Annotated in this window: 18 protein-coding genes; 8 read left to right on the forward strand and 10 right to left on the reverse strand. The window is 58.0% G+C overall.

Annotation, left to right across the window (positions count from 1 at the left end):
- Positions 1–25 precede the first annotated feature (25 nt).
- Positions 26–1,492: an amidase gene (locus JJO78_RS05400; RefSeq protein ID WP_337251846.1), complete on the forward strand. Its 1,467-nt coding sequence runs from the start codon at positions 26–28 to the stop codon at positions 1,490–1,492.
- Here the strand turns inward: JJO78_RS05400 and JJO78_RS05405 are convergent.
- Complete coding sequence (locus tag JJO78_RS05405; protein WP_226909902.1) at positions 1,482–3,365, reverse strand: sensor domain-containing diguanylate cyclase; 1,884 nt, start codon at positions 3,363–3,365, stop codon at positions 1,482–1,484. The genes JJO78_RS05400 and JJO78_RS05405 overlap by 11 nt on opposite strands.
- Before the next feature lie 306 nt (positions 3,366–3,671).
- Between JJO78_RS05405 and JJO78_RS05410 the strand changes: the two genes are divergently transcribed.
- Positions 3,672–5,507 (forward strand): putative bifunctional diguanylate cyclase/phosphodiesterase, encoded by a 1,836-nt coding sequence (locus tag JJO78_RS05410; RefSeq protein WP_075195850.1) that lies wholly within the window; start codon positions 3,672–3,674, stop codon positions 5,505–5,507.
- A 132-nt stretch (positions 5,508–5,639) separates the two neighbouring features.
- Positions 5,640–7,265: a methyl-accepting chemotaxis protein gene (locus tag JJO78_RS05415; RefSeq protein ID WP_075195851.1), complete on the forward strand. Its 1,626-nt coding sequence runs from the start codon at positions 5,640–5,642 to the stop codon at positions 7,263–7,265.
- A gap of 49 nt (positions 7,266–7,314) precedes the next feature.
- On the opposite strand, the gene JJO78_RS05420 is transcribed toward JJO78_RS05415, so the two are convergent.
- Entirely contained in the window at positions 7,315–10,386 is a 3,072-nt protein-coding gene (locus JJO78_RS05420) for an efflux RND transporter permease subunit (protein WP_151981846.1), read from the reverse strand.
- A gap of 5 nt (positions 10,387–10,391) precedes the next feature.
- On the reverse strand, positions 10,392–11,474 hold the full coding sequence (locus JJO78_RS05425; protein WP_075195853.1) for an efflux RND transporter periplasmic adaptor subunit: 1,083 nt from the start codon (positions 11,472–11,474) through the stop codon (positions 10,392–10,394).
- 327 nt (positions 11,475–11,801) lie between these two features.
- Here JJO78_RS05425 and ilvG point away from each other — a divergent pair, with 327 nt between their 5' ends.
- Positions 11,802–13,496 (forward strand): acetolactate synthase 2 catalytic subunit, encoded by a 1,695-nt coding sequence (gene ilvG / locus JJO78_RS05430; RefSeq protein WP_041334682.1) that lies wholly within the window; start codon positions 11,802–11,804, stop codon positions 13,494–13,496.
- Positions 13,493–13,771, forward strand: coding sequence for an ACT domain-containing protein (locus tag JJO78_RS05435; RefSeq protein WP_127400822.1), 279 nt, complete (start codon positions 13,493–13,495; stop codon positions 13,769–13,771). Before ilvG ends, JJO78_RS05435 begins: the two co-directional genes overlap by 4 nt.
- 318 nt (positions 13,772–14,089) lie before the next feature.
- Here JJO78_RS05435 and JJO78_RS05440 read toward each other — a convergent pair whose 3' ends face one another.
- From JJO78_RS05440 to JJO78_RS05450, 3 genes are all read right to left on the reverse strand, one after another.
- Positions 14,090–15,118, reverse strand: coding sequence for a proline racemase family protein (locus JJO78_RS05440; RefSeq protein ID WP_127400821.1), 1,029 nt, complete (start codon positions 15,116–15,118; stop codon positions 14,090–14,092).
- Positions 15,118–16,266 carry a zinc-binding dehydrogenase gene (locus JJO78_RS05445; RefSeq protein ID WP_075195856.1) on the reverse strand — a complete coding sequence of 383 codons (1,149 nt, stop codon included), beginning with the start codon at positions 16,264–16,266 and terminating at the stop codon, positions 15,118–15,120. The genes JJO78_RS05440 and JJO78_RS05445 overlap by 1 nt, the downstream gene beginning before the upstream one ends.
- Before the next feature lie 80 nt (positions 16,267–16,346).
- Positions 16,347–17,420 (reverse strand): AI-2E family transporter, encoded by a 1,074-nt coding sequence (locus tag JJO78_RS05450; protein WP_075195857.1) that lies wholly within the window; start codon positions 17,418–17,420, stop codon positions 16,347–16,349.
- A 188-nt stretch (positions 17,421–17,608) separates the two neighbouring features.
- Between JJO78_RS05450 and JJO78_RS05455 the strand changes: the two genes are divergently transcribed.
- Entirely contained in the window at positions 17,609–18,037 is a 429-nt protein-coding gene (locus JJO78_RS05455; protein WP_075195858.1) for an SRPBCC family protein, read from the forward strand.
- A gap of 52 nt (positions 18,038–18,089) precedes the next feature.
- On the opposite strand, the gene JJO78_RS05460 is transcribed toward JJO78_RS05455, so the two are convergent.
- Positions 18,090–18,512, reverse strand: a complete 423-nt coding sequence (locus JJO78_RS05460; RefSeq protein WP_036204511.1) for a tetratricopeptide repeat protein — start codon at positions 18,510–18,512, stop codon at positions 18,090–18,092.
- Positions 18,513–18,712: 200 nt separating this feature from the next.
- Between JJO78_RS05460 and JJO78_RS05465 the strand changes: the two genes are divergently transcribed.
- Together JJO78_RS05465 and JJO78_RS05470 are read left to right on the forward strand one after the other, a co-directional pair.
- Positions 18,713–19,435 carry a YebC/PmpR family DNA-binding transcriptional regulator gene (locus JJO78_RS05465; protein WP_036204509.1) on the forward strand — a complete coding sequence of 241 codons (723 nt, stop codon included), beginning with the start codon at positions 18,713–18,715 and terminating at the stop codon, positions 19,433–19,435.
- Between the two features lie 13 nt (positions 19,436–19,448).
- On the forward strand, positions 19,449–20,177 hold the full coding sequence (locus JJO78_RS05470) for a glutamine amidotransferase (protein ID WP_226909880.1): 729 nt from the start codon (positions 19,449–19,451) through the stop codon (positions 20,175–20,177).
- Here JJO78_RS05470 and JJO78_RS05475 read toward each other — a convergent pair.
- The 3 genes from JJO78_RS05475 to JJO78_RS05485 are packed head-to-tail and all read right to left on the reverse strand — an operon-like array spanning position 20,174 to position 22,940.
- Positions 20,174–20,524, reverse strand: coding sequence for an FHA domain-containing protein (locus JJO78_RS05475; RefSeq protein ID WP_075195860.1), 351 nt, complete (start codon positions 20,522–20,524; stop codon positions 20,174–20,176). The two genes, JJO78_RS05470 and JJO78_RS05475, sit on opposite strands and share 4 nt — an antisense overlap.
- A 14-nt stretch (positions 20,525–20,538) precedes the next feature.
- The gene (locus tag JJO78_RS05480; RefSeq protein WP_075195861.1) at positions 20,539–21,282 is read right to left on the reverse strand and encodes a PP2C family protein-serine/threonine phosphatase; all 744 of its coding nucleotides are present in this window, start codon (positions 21,280–21,282) and stop codon (positions 20,539–20,541) included.
- Positions 21,282–22,940: a serine/threonine-protein kinase gene (locus JJO78_RS05485; protein WP_036204500.1), complete on the reverse strand. Its 1,659-nt coding sequence runs from the start codon at positions 22,938–22,940 to the stop codon at positions 21,282–21,284. The genes JJO78_RS05480 and JJO78_RS05485 overlap by 1 nt, the downstream gene beginning before the upstream one ends.
- Positions 22,941–22,954: the final 14 nt, after the last annotated feature.

A 22,954-nucleotide genomic window follows, 5' to 3' on the forward strand; every position in this document is an offset into this window, starting at 1 on the left:
CCGAAAACAACACGGAGTATCTGCTTTGACCGCCCAACATCCGTTGCAACCCCACCCGCAATCAATGCACACGTTCAGTGACGATCTGCTGGGCCGGCACGACGCCACCGGGCTGGCCGAACTGATTCACAACGGCGACGTATCAGCCGGCGAAGTCCTCCAGGCTACCCTGGCCCGGGCGCGAATAGCCAAACCCTTTATCCATGGCCTGGTTACCCCCATTCCGGACGACGGTGCCGGCATGATCGCAAATAAAACTCCGGCTGCAAAAACGGTGCCTGGCATCTTTGCGGGCGTTCCCACGGTGATCAAAGACAACACCGAGGTGAAGGGATTCCCCACCTCCCATGGCACTGCGGCCATCCATTCCCACCCGGCCGACGAAACCAGCCCTTTCGCCCGTCAGTTGCTGGCCCAGGGCCTGGTGTGTTTTGGCAAAAGCACCCTGCCTGAGTTCGGCTTCAATGCAACCACCGAACCCGCCCATGACACCCCAAGCCGCAACCCCTGGCACCTTCAATATTCCACCGGTGCTTCATCAGGAGGTTCCGCGGCGCTGGTTGCCGCAGGTGTCATCCCCATCGCACACGCCAACGATGGCGGTGGCTCCATCCGCATTCCAGCCGCCTGTTGTGGGCTGGTGGGGTTGAAACCTACCCGGGGACGGCTGATCGACAACGATGCGGCTAAAACACTCCCCATCAATATCGTCAGTGATGGTGTGGTAACGCGCACGGTCAGGGATACCGCCAACTTCTATCACGGAGCGGAACGCTTTTTCCGAAACCCGAAACTCCCGGCCATAGGAAAGGTAGAGCGCCCCGCCACACGCTCACTCCGTATTGGCCTGGTGACCGACTCCATCAACGGTCACGCCACCGACAGTCAGACCCGCGCAGCCGTTGAAAATACAGCACAACTACTCGAAAAGCTTGGCCACAAGGTGGAACCGGTAGGAGTTCCCGTTGCCTCATCTTTCCCTGATGATTTTGCGCTCTATTGGGGAATGCTGGCCTTTGGTGTGCGCGCAAATGGCAAGCGGTTGATTCACCCTAGTTTTGACAAGTCACAGCTGGACGGGCTAACCCTTGGGCTGGACAAAGCCTTCCGGAGGCAGTTCTACAAATTACCGGCGGCACTCTGGCGCCTGCACCGGTCGTATCAGGACTACGCTCGCACCATGGCCAGTTACGATGCCATTCTCACTCCGGTACTGGGTCACACCACGCCCGAAATCGGCTACCTGAGCCCCACGGTCGACTTTGATACCCTGTTCGACCGCCTGACCCAATACGTCAGCTTTACGCCACTGGCCAACGCCACCGGCGCACCCGCCATTTCGCTGCCAGCCAGCCTCACTGAGCAGGGTCTGCCGGTTTCTATTCAGCTGATGGGTAAGCACGGGGGTGAGCAGACACTGCTGGAACTGGCGTTTTTGCTGGAGGAGACGATGAACTGGCCCAGGATAGACAGCCAGCCCATCAGGTCATGACAGGTTCCGCTCCCTGAACGGAGGGGGGCTCGCAGACGACGACCTGATTCCGCCCACGCCCCTTGGCCTCGTAGAGGGCCCCATCGGCCCAACTGAAGATGTCTTTGGTGGCATCCGCCTGGCTGGGACAGACGGCACACAAACCAATACTCACCGTCAGGTGCAAGACTTCATCCGACACCCGGAACCCGGTTTCCTCAATCCGGCTCCGGATTTTCTCGGCCACTCTCAGCGCCCCCTCTTTCGGGGTATCCGGCAACAGAACCACAAACTCTTCGCCGCCGTAGCGGGCAGCCAAATCCTGTGGGCGCGTGACATAGTCGCGGATACAGTTGGCCACCATCTGCAGGCAATCGTCGCCGACCAGATGACCATGTGTGTCGTTGAACTTCTTGAAATGATCGATATCCAGAAGCAGCAGTGACAATGGCTGACTAAATCGATACGCCTTCACCACCGCCGAGCTGAAGGTACGGTCAAAGTGACCACGGTTCTTGAGCCCGGTGAGCGCGTCGGTGGCACTGAGTTCGCGCAACTGATCGTTGAGCGACTCGAGGTCCCGGGTGCGCTCCTGTACTCTCTGTTCAAGTAACGTATTGGCTTCCTGTTGAATACGAAGGGACTTTTCCTGAGCCATCCTGGCTTTGCGTTCTTCAAGCAACAGGCGCTGCTGGGCCTCGAAAGCACGCTTCTTTTCCCTGTTGAGCCGGTCTGACAGCGCCATCGATAACAGAATGACGCCCATGGCGGAGCCCACCTGGGTTGCGTTCTCCGTCAGCAGGTTGCGTGGCAACACGGTGAACTTGCTCAGCGCCAGGACAATCCCTCCGAAAAGCATAAACACCCAGGCCAACGCGTAGTACCTCGCTGCGGGGTCCTTTTTCAGCCAGCGCACAATGCTGAGCACCAGCATGGTCGTGCAGCCCAGGAAAGCAAGCAGAATGGTCGGCAGGATCAAGAGTCGATACGGAACCAGCAATCCCGCCGTTGCCATCACACCAGCCATAACGACAATCCCCACCGTCAGTCTGTTGAGAAACGGGTGGTTGGCTGACGTCACATTGAGAAAGTGAAGGCTAAAGGTGCCGCCAAACAGCACGACCAGATTGAGGAACACGGTGATCGCCTGGTCATTCCACCAGGTAGCCTCCGGCCAGAGATACTGGAAAGCAACGCCATGCAGGCTCGCCAGGAACAGGGGCATGGCCGAAATGTACCCCACATAATGCAGGAAGCTCCGCTCGCCAACCGCCATATACACAAACAAGTTGTAGAGGATCATCACCAGCACAATGCCGTAGTAAATGCCCTCGAACAGGCTGCGGGCCTGCTCGGCCACGTAGAAAGCATCCTGATCCCAAAGGGTCAGGGGCACCTGCATGGAACTGGTGGTGTCCACTCGAAGATAGATGGAGAGCTCGTCGTCACGTGAAAGGGAGAGCGGGACAAGAAAATTGCGGTGGTAGATTGGGCGCTGGTAGAACGGCTGCTTATCACCCAATAACTGTCGTTTTACAAGCTCGCCATCTTCGAGCAGATAGACCTCGATATGGTCCAACACCGGATACCCGATTTCCAGGAACAGGGGAGCCGTGGCGGCCCCTGGGTTGCGAACATTTACCCGGAACCAGTAAACCTTATCACCGTATCCCAGGCTAACGCTGTCTTTTCCGTTTGACTGCCACTCCCTTTCGGGAAGCTGTCTCACGGAATCCAGGGGAACGGCGCCGGCGGGTTCCTGCCAATACTCCACATACCTGAGAAGCTCCAACCGCTTGGCATAACTGTCCCAAACCGCCGGCTCCGCTGAAACCAGAGCAGGCAGCGCAAACAGCATAATGGCGAACAGAATCTGCGTCAGACCCTTTTGCAAAGATATTCCCAGTTCAAGAGAGACAATAAATTTGTTGTTTTTTCGCTACCAGCATAAACCAGAAACCGGCATTTCGCCGCAGGCGCCTTTAAAATGACTCAATCAGACAATAAAGCCTAACTAACTGCGGTACTTCCGAACGCTGGTGACGACCCATGTCCTACTCTTATGACTTCAAAGTGGACAGTATCGGGGCCGGGTGCCAGTATGAGAAAGTCGAAAAATGAAAAATGCTGGCGCAAAGCGACCAAACGCCGCTCCTTGTCGTACACCTACTATCGTCCTCGAAACTGACAGCCAGAGACTATGCACGATACGGACACCTTCGTGACCTTTCACAAGGCACTGACGGAACTCAGCCACAGTCCGGCGTTTATCGACAAGAAGCGCCCGCAAAAACTCGCAGACCTGACGGCGCTCTGCGCGAGGCTGCTCAACGTTGACCGGGTCAGTGTCTGGCAGTTTCCGGAGGAACGTGACCGCATTGAGTCCGAGTGGCTTCATACTACGGACGCTGCCACCGGTGACAAATCCAGCCTGTACCAGTCCGGCAACCCGGAGTACTTCTCGGCCTTGGAAACCGAACGCGTGCTGTCTGTCCGGGACGCCCAGAACGATCCCCGCACCCGGGCATTCGCGCCGGGCTACCTTATACCCTTGAAGATCCTATCGATGCTTGATGCACCGGTATTTGATGGTGCCCGGCTCAGTGGCGTCATTTGCCTGGAATCAACCCATCAACGGGACTGGACCCTGCCGGAAATATCCTTCGTTATCGCTATTGCCGATACCATCAGCCTGATCAATACCCACGAAGCCTGGCTCCACTCACAACGCGCACTTGAATACGTTACCCGTTACGACTCACTGACCGGGCTATCAAACATCGAATCCCTGCGAGACCGTATCGGCCATCTCGCCGACAAAATAGAACGACGAGGGCTTGGTAGCCTGGCGCTGATATGGATTGACGTGGACCGCCTGAAATCCATCAACGATGGGCTTGGGCCTCAGGTGGGTGACAACGTTATTGCCGAAGTCGGCCGCCGCCTGAAAAAGCTCTCTGTTCCAGGCAAGGATCTACTGGCCAGGATTGGAGGCGATGAGTACGCCCTCATGGTGCGCAACCACACCATGCGGGACTCTCTGGAACTGACCGCCTCGCGTATAAGGCAGGAAATCAACAGGCCCATCCGCCTCACTGGCCACTCCATCACCGTTGGCGCAAGCCTGGGCATCTGCCACTTGCCCGGAGACTGTCAAACCACCGAAGAGCTGTTGCGTGGCGCCGAAGCCGCCATGTACAACGCCAAGCAGCGGGGCCGGGACCAGGCGTGCTTCTTTGATTCGAGCATCCAGGTAACGGCCCGTTCGCGATTCGTTCTGGAAAACGAGTTGCGGGCAGCCATCAGCAACCACACCCTGGAGGTGTTCTATCAACCCATCATGAGCGCCGCCGGGATGAAACTGGAGTCGCTGGAAGCCCTGGTACGCTGGCAACACCCGCAACGGGGTTGGCTGTCACCCATTGAATTTCTGGGGATAGCCAGAAGCGGTGGCCTGATGTATGCGTTGGGGGAGTGCGTGCTTCGCCGCGTATGCGAACACTGGCAACAGGCCCACAACCAGGGCATTACGCTGCCAGAGATTTCCGTCAACCTGGCGGCAGAGCAGGTATCGATACCGGAACTGCCCAGCCTGATCAGGGAAACCTGCCATGAATATGGCGTGCCGGTCAGCGCGTTGCATTTCGAGGTAACCGAGGATTCCATTCAAGGGGATTTCAACTCACTGAACAGTATTCTGGAAGAGCTGGTCGCCGACGGTGCAAGCCTGTCCATAGACGACTTCGGAACCGGCTATTCTTCACTGTCCCGCCTCAAGAGTCTGCCCTTCTCGCGGATCAAGATTGACCGTTCCTTCATCAGCCAACTGCCAGACGACGAGGACGACTGCGCCATTACCCTCTCGATCATTGGCCTGGCGCGAGGGCTTGGGCTCTCAGTCGTCGCTGAGGGCGTCGAAACCGAAGCCCATGAACAATGGCTTTTCCAGCGGGGCTGTGATTACCTGCAGGGTTATCGATACAGCAGGCCTCTGCCCTTTGAAGCTCTGTTGGAACAGTATTTCACTCCCTTCTAAATCACCAGTTGCTGTTCCTGATCGATAATATGAAACTTTTGTGACACCCGCCGTATCCTAGTGCATATAACAAAGAATCACGCTTTACTACGCCTGAACGAAAGCTCTAGCTAGAAACAGGCCCCCTACGTTATGAATTGGTATTCCCGAAGCATTCTCAATCGTGTGCTGAGCGTTGTCATTGCCGCAAACTTGGTCGTCATACTGGTTGCCGGCTACTACTTCAACTACTCCCTCCAGGCTAAGAACGACTATCACCGGCTGGCCAGCCAACAAATGGTCAGGGCACTGGAGGCGCAGGACATCCTCAGTGATTTCAAGACCCAGGTCCAGGAATGGAAAAACGTATTGATTCGCGGCTCGGATGCCGGTCAGCGTAAAAAGTACTGGACCCAGTTCCAGGAACAGGAAGCCCTCATCCAGAAAAAGCTGGATAGTCTTATCCCAAGGCTGGAAGATGATCAGGCCCGCGCACTGATGAGTCAGTTCCAGCGCTCCCACCAGAAGATGGGTGAAGCTTACCGGACCGGGTTCGCCGACTTTGTGGCATCAGGCTACCAGCACGGCGAAGGCGATCGGGCCGTCAGCGGCATCGATCGGGAACCATCAAGGCTGATTGAAGAAGCTTCCGCACTCATTCGTAAACAGGGTGTGGCCGAGGCCGCGGCCCTGAACGACTCCGTCACCACGAGCACCTGGCGCGTCGGTGGCCTGATGCTACTCGCAGTGTTTCTGGGAACGATCGCTTGCGTCATTGTCCTGGTTCGTTCCGTCGTCCGACCGACGCAAACACTGATTGGCCAAATGCACAAACTGGGGGAAGGTGACCTGTCTGATCCCGCGACTCTAATCCGTCAGGATGAATTGGGTCGACTGGCTGATAGCGCCCGCAAGCTACACGGCTTTCTCTCAGAAACCGGCGAATTGATGGAAGAAAATGCTCGCGAACTCGAACTCACGGGCTCAATGATCCGGGACAATGCCGGCAAAGTCTCATCCCAATCCGAACTTGCCCATCAACGGATTGACCAGATCGCAACGGCCATGAACGAGATGTCGGCAACCGCTCAGGATGTCGCACAACACGCCGCGGCAGTTGCGAACCAAGTGCAGGAAACATCCGGCCAGACGGGCGAAGCTGACAAGCAGATCCACGCCGCAGTGGACAGCATGAATCGACTCGCTGACCAGATTCAGACCTCGTCGCGAACCGTCAATCAGCTCACTTCCGACGGCAAGAAGGTTGGCGACGTAATGAAAGTCATCCGCGAAATCGCGGACCAGACCAACCTGCTGGCACTAAACGCCGCCATAGAGGCAGCCCGCGCTGGAGAGGCGGGCCGAGGGTTCGCCGTAGTCGCGGACGAAGTCAGGAATCTGGCAGCCAAGACCCAGGAAGCCACCGTGGAGATCGACCGAATCATCGACACCATAGCCACCGGGTCCAGAGACGCCTCTGAATATATGCAGGCAAGCGAGATTGTCACTCAGGAGAGCGGGCAGTCGGTGGAGGCGGTCAGGCAGACATTGGGCGAGATCAATCGCCGCATGGGCAGCGTGAATGACGCAACCACTCAAGTGGCAACGGCAGCCGAAGAGCAAACCAGCGTCAGCGAGGAAATTAATCGTAACGTGACCGAAGTTGCAGAGATATCCGAAACGATGAACCGCGCTGCGGAGGAAAACCTCACCATGGTTCCAAAGCTTGAAAGCATGGCGAAGGCGGCACGGGACTTATCAAGCCGCATTCGACGCTAATCTCCCTCCACCCGGCCCACCCGGCCAACGCGGTTTGTAAACCACACCGCTATCGGTTTACAAACCCACGTACCCGTTGGCCGGTCTTGTCACCCAAAACCAGCAGCGCCGGGGTCAGCAACAGCGTGAGCACCGTTGCAAACGCCAACCCGCCGGCAATAGCACTGGATAGCTGGGTCCACCACTGCGTGGACGGAGCACCGATGCCCAAAGACGGGGTCAGGAGATCCACATTTACCCCGAGCACCATTGGCATCAGCCCGAGTATGGTGGTGATGGCCGTCAGCAATACCGGTCGCAGGCGCAGGCATCCGGTCTCCAATGCGGCCTCGAATGCCGCCATACCGCTTTTTCGCATCTGGTTGTAGGTGTCGATCAGAATGATGTTGTTGTTCACCACGATGCCCGCCAGGGCAATGATGCCCATGCCCACCATTACGATTCCGAACGACTGCCCGTTAAGCAGCAGGCCAAGCAATACGCCCGCTGTGGAAAGCACAATGGCCGATAGAATGAGCATGGTCTGGTAGAGCGAATTGAACTGGGTCACCAGGATCAACAGCATCAGGGCAATCGCGACCAGAAACGCCGATGCCAGGAAATTCGAGGCTTGTTCCTGGTCCTCATTCTCGCCGGCAAATCGGACGGAAACACCCTCGGGCGTTTCAGGCATTTGCTGCTGCAACTCCATCAGCAGTTCGTCCGCACGGCGACCCGGCTCTATCTCGGACTTGATCGTAATGGTGCGCTGTCCGTCAACACGGGTAATGCTGCCAGTCTTGTCTCCGGGAGCCAGCTCAACAAACTCTGAGAGCGGCACCTGCCCGCGGCTGGTGTTAATCGTCTGGCGCTGGAACTGGTCCAGCTCCCGCCAATTATTAGGCACTCTCACGGCGATATCGACTTCGTCCCGCACGTCCTCAGGCCGATAGGTAGCAAGCACCAGGCCGTTGGTAATCAGTCGCACCGCACTGCCCACACTGAGCACGTCTGAGCCAAATCGGGCAGCGGCTGAGCGGTCGACGTTCAGGCGCCATTCGATGCCCGGAAGGCTGCGGTCGTCTTCGACATCCACAAAGCCATCGATGCCAGACATCCGTTCCCGGATAAGAGCCACGTGCCGCTCCAGTTGGTCGCTATTCATACTGCTGACCATAAGTTCAATGGGCTTGCCGTCCGCTGGACCGCCTTCCTGCTTACGAAACTCCAGTTCAATGCCGGGAATGTCCGCAGTGAGTGAACGGAAATCTTCCAGTATCTGTGTCGCTGGCCGGCGCTCAAACCAGTCCGTGAACTGAAACTGCAGCACACCGATGACGTCCGGCGCCATCTGGTTTCCGGGACTGACCATTGAGCGAGCATAGAGGGCTTTCACCTCCGGCATTCCCTGTAAACGTTGCTCGACCTGTCGAACGATGGCATCGCGCTCCTGCACAGACAGATCGCCTCTGGCCCTGACATGTACCTGCGCTGAATCCGGCTCCACGCTTGGGAAAAATTCAACACCATGGTTGAACTTGCCATAAGCCGCATAGATGACCACAACGACGCCAAGCACTCCAAGAAGTGTAAAACCGGGCTTTGCCAACAATCGCCCGAGAACGCCACGATAGACGTCCGTCATGCGGCCACTGATTGCTGACTGGGGAAGGCGTTTTCCGCCACTGATGCTGCCAAGGACCGGCAAAAATACGAGAGCCATGGCCAACGAGGCGGTCAGACAGATGATAACGGTGGTGGGCAAAAAGCTCATGAACTCGCCGACCACGCCCGGCCAGAACAACAGGGGGATGAATACCGCCAGCGTGGTGGCGGTTGACGCGATGATGGGCCAGGCCATGCGGCTGGCCGCCTCGCCCCATGCAGACTTTACGTTCTGGCCCTCGGAGAGGTTCCTGTCGGCAAGCTCCGATACCACGATGGCCCCATCCACCAGCATGCCAGCCACCAGTATGAGGCTAAACAGAACCACAATATTAAGGGTAAAACCCATTCCCCAGATCACCAGGATACCGGTCAGGAACGCACCGGGAATGGTAAGCCCCACCAAAAGCGCAGAACGGGGACCCATGGCGGCAATGATCAGGACGATCACCAGCACGATGGCCGTCAGCACATTGTTGAGCAGATCACTAAGGATGTCCCGGACTTCACCAGACTGGTCCATGATGTAGCGAACCTCGAGCTCGTCTGGCAGTTGCGGCCCGGCACGTTCAATCAGCGCCTTCACCTTTTCCACGGTTTCGATGATGTTGGCACCGGTCCTCTTGGAGATTTCCAGCACCAGCGCCGGCTCACCGTTGATCCTGGCGAACCCTCGCGGGTCTTTGAAGGTTCGCTGAAGCATAGCCACGTCGCCAAAGGTCACTACGGTGTCGCCGCCTACCTTGACCGGCATGGCCATAACATCCTCCACGGATTCAATAACGCCCGGAACCTTCATGGTCATGCGACCGGCACCGGTATCCAGGCTTCCGGCAGCAACCAATTGATTGTTGCGAGTGACCAACGTCGCCAACTGATCAAAGTCGACGCCATAGCTTTCAAGCACCTGGGGATCGACAACGATCTCCAGGAGGTCTTCCCTGTCACCACCAATGTCCACTTCCAGCACTTCCGGAATGCCTTCGATGGCATCCTGCAAACGCCGGGCAATAGTGACCAGCTCGCGTTCGGAAAGAGGCCCGGAGAGGCCAACCGACATGACCGGAAACAGCGCCACGTTAATTTCATTGACCCTTGGTTCGTCAGCTTCCTGAGGCAGCTTGCTGCGGGCGGTATCAACCTTTTCCCTCACATCCTGAAGCGCGATGTCCGGATCAAACCCGGCGTCGAATTCCAGCATCACCGAGGCGTGACCCTCGGAAGCCGTACCACGCATTTCCTTGACGCCCTCGAGGGAACGCAATTCCTGCTCCATGGGCCGGATAAGCAAGCGCTCACCGTCTTCCGGGCTGATTCCCTCCAGTGTCATTGACACATAGATCATGGGAATGGTGATGTCCGGGTTCGCTTCTTTGGGGATGGTCTGAAAAGCCGCAACACCACCCAGGATCAGGAAAGCCAGTGTCAGCAGTGTGGTCCGGCTGCGGTCGAGAGCGGCGAAAATCAAGGTTCGCATATCGGTTAGCCCCGGTCCGAATCACGATCAACCGGGCGTACCTGCTGCCCGATGGATACAAAACCCGCGCCCCGGGTAATCAACCGAATTTCATCCGGCAGGCCAGTGACCCAGGCGCCATCCGTGGTGACGTTCAGGAGTTTGACCGTGGTAAACACCACTTCGTTATTGTCGCCCACATAGCGAACACCGGGCCGGCCATCATCCCCAAGACTGAGATAGGCCGGCGAAATGAACATCGCCTCCACTTCCGGCAGCGCAATGCGCAGCGTGGCACTACCGCCGGCAACCCGCTTACGTTCCGGGTTGTCTATGGACACCTCCACCGGGAAGCTACGGGTGTCCGGGTCTGCGGCACTGGCCACGAAATTCACCACGCCTTCCAGGCTGTCGCCATCCAACGTGCGAATGGTTACGGCCTGCCCTTCTTCGACGGCGCTCACTGACTGCTGCGGGATTTGCCCCGTCGCTTTCAGCCGATCAACGCGCACCAGCTCCAACAGTGGTGACCCGACCTGGACCAGATCACCAAGGTCGACATCCCGTCGATTCACCGTTCCATCAAAAGGCGCTCGTGGCTCCAGGTTGTCAACAGCAAGACGTGCCTGAGTGAGCTCAGCTCCCGCCGCAGACAGATCACTTTGCAGGGTCAACACTTCGGATTCGGAGGTGAGATTCCGGGATCGGAGCTTCTGGGCAGCCGATAAATCGGCTTCCAATTTGCGAATGCGCGACTGCCATTGTTCTACCGAGGTACGTCGCCCATCCTCGGAGAGTCGAAGCAGGACATCCCCCGCCTCAACCTGGTCACCCTGCTCCACCATCAGCTCTTCTACCGTGCCGGCTACCCGAGCGCCAACTGACACGGTTCGCCAGGGCTCCAACTGCCCCTGCAGCATTAACCCGGGCTCGTAAAGCCTTGTACGCAACACATCCACCTGGACGGAGGGCGCGCTGACCGACTCCTCAGGTGTGTCCTCTGGCGCCTCGTCCCGCGCTTCCTTGACGTCACCGGTTGCCATCCATACCACCAATAAAGCCAGTACCAGAAAGGACAATCCGATAGATCCCAGTTTTGCTTTGGTCATTGATCGCTCGCAGTTAAATTCGGGTGATGTCGGTTTACAGTCCAGGCAGTCGTTTTAGAAACTGTCAGAAAACGGTTGCATCCGGTTGTTTTCGTGGGGTAGATTCTACACATAAACTTCTCTCAGATTCAGAGCAGATACTGATTTTATGAATCTCAACGCAGTGGTTGTCCTTGTGAAGCTAGTCCTGGTGGTCGTGGTACCGTCCGGGGGCTTCTGCGTGGACAAGCGGGTGAGATAGAAACAGACTCGACAAACACACGAAAGCCCCCGGCACCGAAAGGTCCCGGGGGCTTTTTTTTGCATCAGGAAAAAGGAATAACAACCATGAACGGCGCACAGCACATTCTTGACGCGTTCCACCGCCACAGCATCAGCACGGTTTTCGGGTATCCGGGCGGCTGCATCATGCCGCTATACGATGCGCTGGTGGACGATGTCGGTGTGGAACACGTGCTGTGCCGCCACGAACAGGCCTGCGCCCTGGCCGCCGACGGTTACGCCCGCGCAAGCGGTAAGCTCGGTGTATGTATTGCCACCTCAGGCCCCGGCGCCACCAACCTGATCACCGGCGTTGCCAACGCTCACCGGGACTCCATCCCCATGCTGGTCATCACCGGCCAGGTGCCCTCGGGATTGATCGGTACCGACGCCTTCCAGGAAACCGACGTATTGGGCATGACGCTGGGCATCGTTAAACACAGCTATCTGGTTGACGACGCAGACAGCCTGCCCGCGATCATGGAAGAGGCGATGGAACTGGCTCAAAGTGGGCGGCCGGGGCCGGTGTGGATTGATATACCCAAGGACCTGCTGCTGGCTGATGTCAGCGATGCTCCCTTCCCCCGGTCCGAGCCACGGGAGATCAGCTTCCCAGACCTGGCCGAAGCGCTCACGATGCTGCGGGCGGCCCGCAAACCCATACTCTACAGCGGTGGTGGCATCAGCCTGGCACACGCTGAAGATCGCTTTCGCACGTTTGCTGAATCCGCCGCTCTGCCAGCGGTGGTAACGCTCAAAGGTATCGGCAACCCGGGAAAACACAACCCTTACAACCTGGGCATGCTGGGCATGCACGGCTCCCGGGCGGCCAATAAAGCCGTGGATGAATGCGACCTGTTGCTGGTTATCGGTGCCCGCCTGGATGACCGCGCCACCGGCAGCCTGGATGGCTTCGCCCCCAATGCAAAGATGATTCACATTGACGCCGACGCCGCCGAGATCAACAAACTGCGCCCGACCGAGCTGGCTATTCGGGGGGACCTGAATGACATTCTCGAAACACTGACCAACGCCTTACAGGACAAGCCGCTGGACATTGGCGACTGGCAGAAACAGTGCCGAACCTGGTACACCACCGGCGGCTTCCATGCCGCCGACAACGAAGAACCTTTGGCGCCGATCACCGGCCCGGCCTTTGTTCGCCAGCTCTCCCGAATTGCCCCGGATGATACCGTTATCGCCTGTGACGTCGGCCAGCACCAGATGTGGGTAGCCCAGCACTACGACTTTGACCACCCTCGCCACCACCTCACCAGTGGCGGCCTGGGCACCATGGGCTTTGGCCTGCCCGCTGCCATCGGTGCCCAGTTTTCCGACCGCAATAGTACGGTGATCAACGTGACGGGCGATGGCTCGTTCATGATGAACGCCCAGGAACTGGCCACTATCCGCCGCTATAACCTGCCGGTAAAACTGATCGTCATGGACAACCAGTGCCTGGGCATGGTGCGCCAGCAACAGGAACTGTTCTACGGCAATCGTGAAAGCCAGATCAACCTGGACGACAACCCGGACTTCGTCGCCATGGCCCGCGCCTTCGACATCCCGGCGTTGCACATCAGCCGCACTGACCAGATCCGCCGTGGCATCGAAACCATCCTGGCCTACAACGGCCCGATGCTGCTGCATGTGGCCATCAGCCGTGAGGAGAACGTCTGGCCCATCGTCAAACCCGGCGCCAGCAACCGCGAAATGATCGACGAAACCCGACGCACCAACAAAAAGGAACACGTTGCATGAAACCGCAAAGCCAGTCCTCAACACCGAGCTATAAGATCAACTGCCGCATGTCGCAGGAAGCGGCCGCCCTGGAGCGCCTTTGCCAGGTGGTCCGTATTCGCGGTTTCCGGATTGCAACAATGGCGGTGGAATCCGCCGGGGAGCATTTCGATATCACCCTGACCCTGGAGGGAACCCGGCCGATTGCCATGCTCCAGTCGCAATTGGAGAAGTTGCATACAGTGGCGGAGGTTGCCCTTGGTCAGGTTTCGGGGGTTCGGGTTCAGACTGCCTGACGCTTTGGGAGTTGCTTTTTCTTTCGTAGCCTGATGGTTTTGGGGGCGGGCTTGCGGGGTGGCATCTGTATTTTTCTTGAAAAAGAACTCGCTTCGCTCGGACATCTTTTTCTGGCGAAAAATCCAGATACCACCCCGCGCCGAGCTGACCACGGAGGGTTCGCGAAGGCCTTCTCGACCTGGATATTCCTGAGCTGCACGTCGATAGGGGGTTGGGGGTATTTTTTCTGGCAAGGAAAAAGATGTCTGAGCAAAGCGAGTTCTTTTTCCAGAAGAAAAAATACCCCCATCCCCCGTATCCGCCCGCCCCCCCTCAGGCTACAAAAGAATGTGAGTAAGCCCCCCACAGTCCACCATCGGATCATCGCAGTTCACGATGATATCCGCCCGGTTAAGAACGTAGCTCTTGCCGGTGATGGTATTCTCAACCACCTGATGTTCCCCTTCCTGGCGCACGCCTGTGAACTCACCGATAAACCCGGTTTCACGCAGGGAGACGGTTTCCAGGCGGTCGCCCGGGCTGATTTTGCCCTCGTAGTTCATTAACGCAAGCCGTGCTGAAGTACCCGTGCCGGTGGTGCTGCGGCAGATAACGCCGGGATGCACATAGGTGGCCGACCGGGAGCGATACGAATGATCCGACAATTGTTCAACCGGCCCCATGAAATGGAGGAAGGGCAAGGGCCCGACATCACCCAGCGTGTAGTGGGAGAAACCGCGCTCAGCCTGGATAGCCTCTACTATATGATAGGCGCATTCGCTGAGTTTGCGTTCTTCATCCAGGGTCAGGGAAAACCCAAGGCTCGTCGCGTCCACCAGGGCGTAGAAACCACCACTGTAGGCCACGCTGTAGGATACGTCACCGATCGAGGGCACGTGGATGCTGGCCTGGTAGGTGTCGATGTAACTGGGCAGCCCGCCGCAGGTAATGGCTTCTACAACACCGTCCCGAACAAGGGCGTCAATGTGGACCAGGCCCGCTGGCGCTTCCAGAGCGAAACTCTGCCACCCTTCCCGCTTGGCGACAATGCCACTCTCCAGAACGGCCGTGGCGGTACAGATGGTGTTGGAACCGGAGTAAATCGGATATCCCATCACTTCCATGATGATATAACCGGCGACTGCCTCGGGGTCTGTGGGCGGCACCAGCAGGTCCACGGACATTTCCGGGATGCCGTAGGGCTCTTCCAGTAGTAGAGTGCGAAGGCCATCTGCCTTGTCCCGCAGGTATTCCATCTGGGCGCGCACGGTGTCCCCCGGAAGCGGGCAGATCCCGCCAGTTACTATCCGGCTCACATCCCCGCCGGCGTGGGTGTCCATCAGTTGCAGTTTGAGTTCGGGACGCATTAGGACTTCTCCAGGGCAAACGGGGCGCCATGCTCGGCCCATTGGGCATCCGGGACGATTACGATTTTGCCCAGGTAGTTGCTGTTGCGGTTGACGAAGTAGCGTTCGGCTTCGTGCAACTCTGACAGTCTGAAAGCGGCGTGCAGCACCGGCTTCAGTTGGCCGCTGCGAATCCAGGCCACCAGTTGTTCGGCTTCCTCCCGGGTGCCGTGTGACACGCCGAACACCTGCACCTGATACAGGTAAATCCGTGTCCACATGATTTCACTGACGTTTCCGGCGCTGGCGCCAGCGATGCTGAGCCTTGGGTAATCATTGCGGCTGTTCATGTCGAAGATCATGGTGTCGATAAACTGATCGGTCATCTCGCCACCGGCCAGGTCCATCACGGCGTCTATCGGCCGCCCCCCAGTGACGGACCGCACCTGATCCGTGAAGTTGTCCATGTCGGAACGGTCCAGCACGGCTTCGGCGCCCAGCTTGAGCAGAGGGTCGGCCTTATCACGCTGGCTCAGCGCATAGGGAATCGCCCCCATGATGCGGCAAAGCTGGATAAGGGCGGTGCCAACACCACCACTGGCACCGGTCACAAGGATGTGCTCGCCCGCTTTTACCCGTGCGGATGTGAGCATGTGCAAGGCGGTCTGATAGGAGCACATGCCCATAGCGGCAAGTTCGGCATCGGCCAGGCCGGCATTCTCGACATGGTGAAACTGGTCGGAAGGCACAGCAATATATTCCGCGAACCCACCATCGGCGCCGTGGCCGTAGTAGTCCGGGGTCAGGTTGATATCCCGGCGCTCGTCCGCGTAGAGGTTAAAGTCCAGCAGGCCTCGTTGGCCGATCCGCGTATCCTCAACACCCTGCCCCACGGCGACGATACGCCCAACAACGTCCGCGCCTTGAACTCTTGGGAACGTCAGCGTGGCTGAGCCTCCCATCTGGAAGGAGGTTACGTCGCCTTTATCCTTGGTGGGGTAAAGACCCTCCCGGGCTTTGCGGTCGGTGTTGTTCTTGGCGGTGGCGGTGACCTGGACGAGCACCTCTCCCGCACCAGGGGTGGGGATGGGCACGTCTTCGGTGTATTCCAGTTTCTCGACGCCACCGTGGCCGGTGAGCAGCATGGCTTTCATGGTCTTCTGGATCATGGGCGTTCTGCTCCTGCTTTGCTGGATATCAGGTCAGGATAGGCCAGATTCCCAGCAGTGTCAGGGCCCCCTGGCCGCTTTTACCGGGCAATAACCTTGTAAATCGGCCGCAGTTTCGGGATTTGTTTGAGGACCACCTGAATGATGGTCATCAGGGGGACCGCCAGCAACACGCCAACCGGGCCCCACAACCAGCCCCAGAAGAAGATGGACACGAAGATGACGACGGGATTGATCGCCATGCGGAAACCGTGGATCCAGGGCTCTATGAAAAACCCGACGGTAGAGGTAAGAGCCAAATAGCCGAGCGGGGCAATGGCCATCATCCAGAGCGTGTCGAGGCTGGTGGCGGACACGACTGCCAGCAGGATGATGGTCAGAATGACACCAAGGTACGGGATGAATCTGGCCAAGCCGGCAACGAGCCCCCAGACGGCTGGGTCCGGAAGACCCACTGCCCAGCAGATGAGCCCGGTGGTGATGCCAACCAGCAGGTTACTGAGACTGAGTACCGCCAGATACTGGGCGATCTGTTGCTGGGAATCGCGGGCAATCTGGAGCACGTTGCGGCGCTGTCGCTTCGGGAGTTGTCGCACAAAGTTGAGGATGATGCGGTCACCACCCACGAGCAGGAAATAGGTCAGGGCCAGCGCAAGTGCGAGGCCGGCTGCACCGTTGCGCGCCTTGGTTAATAGCTGGTTGCGCCACGAGTCGGTTTTAAGCACGACAGTGTTGGTTGTGGTCTTCTCGTCTTTGGATAGTTCGTCCATCGACTCTTCCACTTTCTTTGCCGATTCGTTGACCTTATCAATCTGGCTTTTTATGCCGCTCTCACCCATGAGCAGTCGAGAGATACCCTGTGGTGCCTGCTGTGCCCACTCCAGCGCAGGCGTTGCAACGGCTGCCCCAACACCCGCCAGACCAGCGATCACCACGATCATCAATACCAGAGAGCTCAACACCCTTGGAATCCCGGCTTTGTCATAGGCTTTTTTGACAAGGGGAAACAGCAAAAGGCTGGTCAGGACCGCCAGGACAATTGGCAGGACAATCTGGTGGGCGACGTAGAGGGTATAGAGTATCCCGAGCGCAAAGATGCCATTCAGTGGTGTCGCGAGATCTGAGCGTGCGGGTTGTTCGTTATCGTTGTTCATGCGGGTCCATGCACCTTGTCGGGCTGTATTGGGGGTATGATAACTGATGCACCACGAGGCTCAGTGTACCTGTCGCTCGGCTGTCATTCAGCCCTTTTGGGCCAACGCTCGGTCATTGCCACCACGTCACTTTTGTTGTAACACATAACCGGATACCCTGATGAAAACCGTCTCTGAAGAGTTCATACATGGCGAACTACAAGATTGAAATTGACGAAACCTTTGATGTGCCGCGCAACCGTGTGTTTGCACTGTTTGCGGATCATGAGCGCTTCGGGAAGCTGTTGGGAGCACCAGTGAAGCGCATTCGCGACAGCGACCAGGCCGACCCCAACGGCCTTGGGTCCATCCGCAAGATCGGCATCGGCCCCATCGGCCTTGAAGAGACCGTCATTACCTTCGAGCCGGGGTTGCTTATTGAGTACACCATTTCCAGCATGAGCCCCATCCGCAACCATATCGGTCGCATCCGCTTCGACGATGCCGCCAATGGCAGGACTCGCGTCCAGTACACCATTTCCTTTGACGACATCGTGCCGTTCACCGGCAAACTGGTCAGCTCCGCTCTTGATCAGGGGATCCGTAAGGGCATCCGCAGGGTGCCCAAGTTGGCGTAAGCAACTGAAGAACTCGTTGCTGGGCGGGGGTATTGTGGCAGGTTGATAATGATCAATCTTCGGTTGCGGCACGCTCCCGCCAGTGGCGGGCCAGTTGCGGATCTGCCCTGGTACCAATGCCCGCTTCATAGGCCTTTGCCACTTCGGACATGCTCAGCTTGTCGCCAGCCTCCGCTGCCCTCAGATACCACTCGAAAGCCTTCGAATCGCTCTGTGCCGTGCCTTGCCCGGCTGCGTGCATATTGCCCAGGTTATACATACCCTGCCGACTCCCCGCTTCGGCAAGCGCCTGGTAACGTTCGAACGCCAGATCGTACTGGCCCATCTTGTAGACGGCATAGGCCTCCAGGACCTGGATCATCTCCCGAGCCACGCCCATCTGCTGATCCGGCTCGGCACTGTTTGCCACTGTCGGAGCTCCGGTGAACAGCAGCAAACTCACGGCTGCAATGAGCGATGTTCGAACGGACCTCATGGCAATCTCCGCGTTCGGTGATAATGGCGATGTTCCGACCGTAACACGAACACATTCTGCGGTACCTGACCGGAAAGTTCTGAAACCCTGGCACTTTGGTACCATGGAAGAGCCGTCGACAACCTCGATAAATAAGGCTGTCACCGGCCTGTGTAGTCGAGTAAAATCCGCACTTTTGAAAATGAAATTGAGGCAGCGTAATGGGCAGAGCCTATCAAAACCGCAAAGACTCCATGGCCAAAACGGCCGCCGCCAAAACCAAGGTCTACAGTAAGTACGGCCGCGAAATCTATGTGTGCGCCAAGTCCGGCGGCCCGGACCCGGATGCAAACCTCAGCCTGCGTGGCCTGATCGACCGTGCCAAGAAAGATCAGGTGCCCGCGCACGTCATTGAGAAGGCCATCGAGAAAGCCCGGGGTGGCGCTGGTGAGGATTTCTCCCCTGCTCGCTATGAAGGATTCGGCCCCGGCAACTGCATGGCCATCGTGGATTGCCTGACCGACAACCCCAACCGTACCTTCGGCGACGTACGCCTGGCGTTTACCAAGACCAAATGCAAGATCGGCACCCAGGGCAGCGTCAGCCATATGTTCGATCACTGCGCCATTCTCGGCTTCAAGGGCGACGACGAGGAAGCGGCTCTGGAAGCACTGATGATGGCGGATGTGGATGTCACTGACATTGAGCACGAAGAGGGTATGATTACTGTGTTCGCGCCCCACACCGAATACGCCAAGGCGCGACAGGCACTGCAGGAAGCGTTTGAAGGCCTGGAGTTTGACGTAGACGAGATCCAGTTCCTGCCCCAGACCACCACCACTGTCGAAGGCGACGACATTGAGCTGTTCGAGAAGTTTATGGACATGCTGAACGACCTCGATGACGTCCAGAATGTTTACCACAACGCAGTCATCGCAGACTGACGGGAGCAACACCTTGGCCAGGGTCGTCATACTCAAAACAGGTAATACCTACCCGTCCCTTCTGGAGTCGTTCGGGGATTTCGATAACTGGTTTTTGGCCGGGCTGGATCCGGAGCTCGACCTTCACGTAGTCGATGTTACGGTTGACGACCTACCGGGCAAACCCGGGAATTGGGACGGGATCGTGGTGACGGGATCACCGGCCATGGTCAGCGACCGGGCGCCCTGGAGTGAGTGCACTGCCGCGTGGCTGGCTGAGGCAGTGACGGAAGAGGTGCCAGTTCTGGGGGTCTGCTATGGCCATCAGCTGCTGGCCCACGCTCTGGGTGGTGAAGCGGGTTATCATCCACGTGGCCGGGAAACCGGCACCCATCAGGTAGAGTTGCTGGACGCTGCGATGGATGACCCTCTGTTTAAGGGGTTGCCCCAAACATTTCCGGCGCAATTGACGCATCGGCAATCCGTACTCAGGTTGCCGGAGAATGCCGTTCTCCTGGGCCGAAACGAGTTCGAACCGCACCAGGCCTTTCGTGTGGGCCGCTGCGCCTGGGGTATCCAGTTCCACCCGGAATTCTCAGCAGAGGTGATGCGGGCCTACCTCAAGGTGCAGGCACCCGATCTGGAAAAGGAAGGGCTCGATGCCAAGGCTCTGATTGAGAATGTGATCGACGCGCCCAACGCCACGTCCCTGCTCGGTCGGTTCTCCCGACTCGTGCTCAACGGCCTGCCAGTGGACCACTAATCCAGTATGTAGGCGGTTTTCTCCAGCGCATTTTCCTCTTCGTCAATGAAGCGGAATTCGTTCCAGCCAATGCGAACCAGGTCGTTACTGTTCAGGCGCTGGCGTCGGTCAATCCGCAGTTCGTTCACAAACGTTCCGTTGGTGCTGTTCTGGTCGGTGATGTAATAGTCCACCGTACCCTCCAGATAGGCATTGGGCACCGCCTCGATCAGCGCATGATGGCCACTGACCGAAATCTCGTCGATGCGAATATCGTTATCGCCACGCCTGCCGACATGAATCTCCGGCTGCTCCAGCTCAAAAGTGGTCACCACAACGTTGTCCACCAGTTGGGAAAGTGACGCCATACAGGCCTCCTCCATTAATTAAGAATCAACAGTACAACGGACACATTGTCGGCCGCCTCGTTATCCAGGCTCGCATCCACCAGCGCCCGGACCTTATCGTCGGGTGTTTCGCACGTAGACATCAGCGACAGCCATTGGTCCTCCGGCAAAGCCCCCGTAAGGCCATCGGAACAGAGCAGTAAGGAATCTCCAGCTGCCATCCGCACGCGGCGGAAGCTGGCAATGGCCGTTGAGGCGCCAAGCGCCCGTGTCAGCACATTACGAAAAGGCACATGGGGCACGTCATCAGGGCGGATGCTGCCGTCATCCAGCATGTTCTGTACCACGGTGTCATCCCGGGTCTGGCATGCCAGCTCTCGCCCTTGAACGAGATAGCAGCGGGAATCCCCCAGGTGGGCAAGGTGAGCCTCACCGTCAATCACCCACGCCATCACCAGCGTGGTCCCCATTTTTGCCAGGTCTGCATCGGCAGCCCTTTGATCGGCAATTCGCTCACTGGCCAGGTTGATCGCAAACTGTATGGCGTCGTCCGGCTCCTCCGGCACACCTTCATCCGGCGACAACCAGGGCACCAGCACTTCCATCACCGTGTCTACGGCTATACGGCTGGCCACTTCCCCGCCGTGGTAACCGCCCATGCCATCGGCAACCACAAGCAGCACCTGCCGGTTATCCTCGCTGACCCGCCAGTCAATAGCGTCCTGGTTGGCTGTACGCAACGCCCCTACATCCGTTATGCCAGCCACCTGGGGATTCATCACGATGCTTCCTCCCTTGCCTCACGGCTCGCCTGTCTTCGCAACGCTTCCGCCATGGTGGCGGCACTCAGGAAGCGCTTGTCAGGCTCCCGTTGTATGGCTTTATTAATCAGACGGACAACACCGTTGGGGAGTTCCGGGTTGAACTCGCGGACACTCCGTGGGCGCTTGTTCAGAATCTGGTAGGTCAGGTTGGCCAGGGTATCACCCTGATAGGGTGTTTCCCCGCACACCAGTTTGTACAGCGTGATTCCCAGGCTGTAGGTATCGGTGGCGCCAGTCACTTTCTGGCCCTTGAGCTGCTCAGGGGACATATACAGTGGGCTGCCCATGACACTGCCGGTGCGAGTCCGGGAGTCGTCGGAGATCTTGGCTATGCCAAAATCGGTAATCTTGATCTCACCGTTGTCCGGGTTGAAGATGATGTTACCCGGTTTGATATCGCGATGAATGATCTTCTGGCGATGCGCGTAATCGAGGGCATCCGCCACCCGGGCGACGATATCCAGCACCTTCGCCAACGGCAGTAACCGCCCCGGCTTGCCAAATTCACTAAGCGGCCTGCCCTTGGCATAATCCATGGCGATAAACGCAAGGTCGGCCTCTTCCCCGACATCATACACGGTGACAATTGCCGGATGGCTGAGGCGGCCCGCCGCCTCGGCTTCCCGAAAGAAGCGTGATTTCAGGTCCCGCAGCTCGTTGTCCTCAAACGCCTGGTAACTGAGCGTCTTGATAGCCACGGTACGGGCAATCTTGGGGTCCTTGCCGAGATAGACCACGCCCATGGCGCCCCGCCCTATCTCGCGCTCGATCTCGTAGCGGCCCAGGGTGGGCCGGCTGACACTTTGCTCGGGCATGACCAGGGTTCGGGTACTGTCAAAGCCACCGGGAGAAACAACGGTTGCCTCGGTGGTCAGGCTCCCGAGTGCCGCCAGGCGTTTTTCCACGTCCCGATACTTTCGCTTCTGCTGAAGAATCTGCTGGTAGGTGGCTGACGCGCGGTCATACTGCCGCTTGCGCTCCTGCTGAATGGCGATGTCGTATTGCAATGCCAAGGTATCTTCGGTGGGCGGGCATTCAGCCAGCACCTCCAGCGCCTCTTCGGGCTGTCCCTGTTGCAGCAGCAGACGACCAAGCCGCGTGCGGGCTACGCGGACATTCTCCGACAAGGCGACGATATCCCGCCTCGGTTGCAGCCAGAACAGCATGATGACATAGCCGACCATCAGCAGGGTCACCACTTCACCCAATGGCAGCCAGGCGCTCTGATAGAACATGAACGCTGCTTGCAGAACCACCAGTGCCCCGGCAATCAGTAACAGCACCGGCAGCGCGACCGCTCCACCCATTCTGGGAACTGCAAGTACCAGGATGAGTGTCGACACCATCAACCCGGCACGAATCGCCAGCGCCGACCACTCTGGCTCGACGAGCCCCCGGGCCTGCAGCGCTATTGCGAAGGCGTCCGGTGTCATATCCACAACCCGAACAGCATCCCCAATACCCTCAGGGTTGCCAAGAGCGCTGAACAGCACCCGATCCAACCAGCCCAGCAGTGGCAGCGCGTCACCCACAAACACACAAGCCAACGCCAGCACAACAATGAGCAGGCGCAGACTGAACAGACGGGAACCAATAAAAGCCAGTGAATTCACAGGAATCGTTATCG

Source organism: Marinobacter sp. DS40M6 (assembly GCF_028581595.1).
Taxonomy (GTDB): Bacteria; Pseudomonadota; Gammaproteobacteria; order Pseudomonadales; family Oleiphilaceae; genus Marinobacter; species Marinobacter salarius.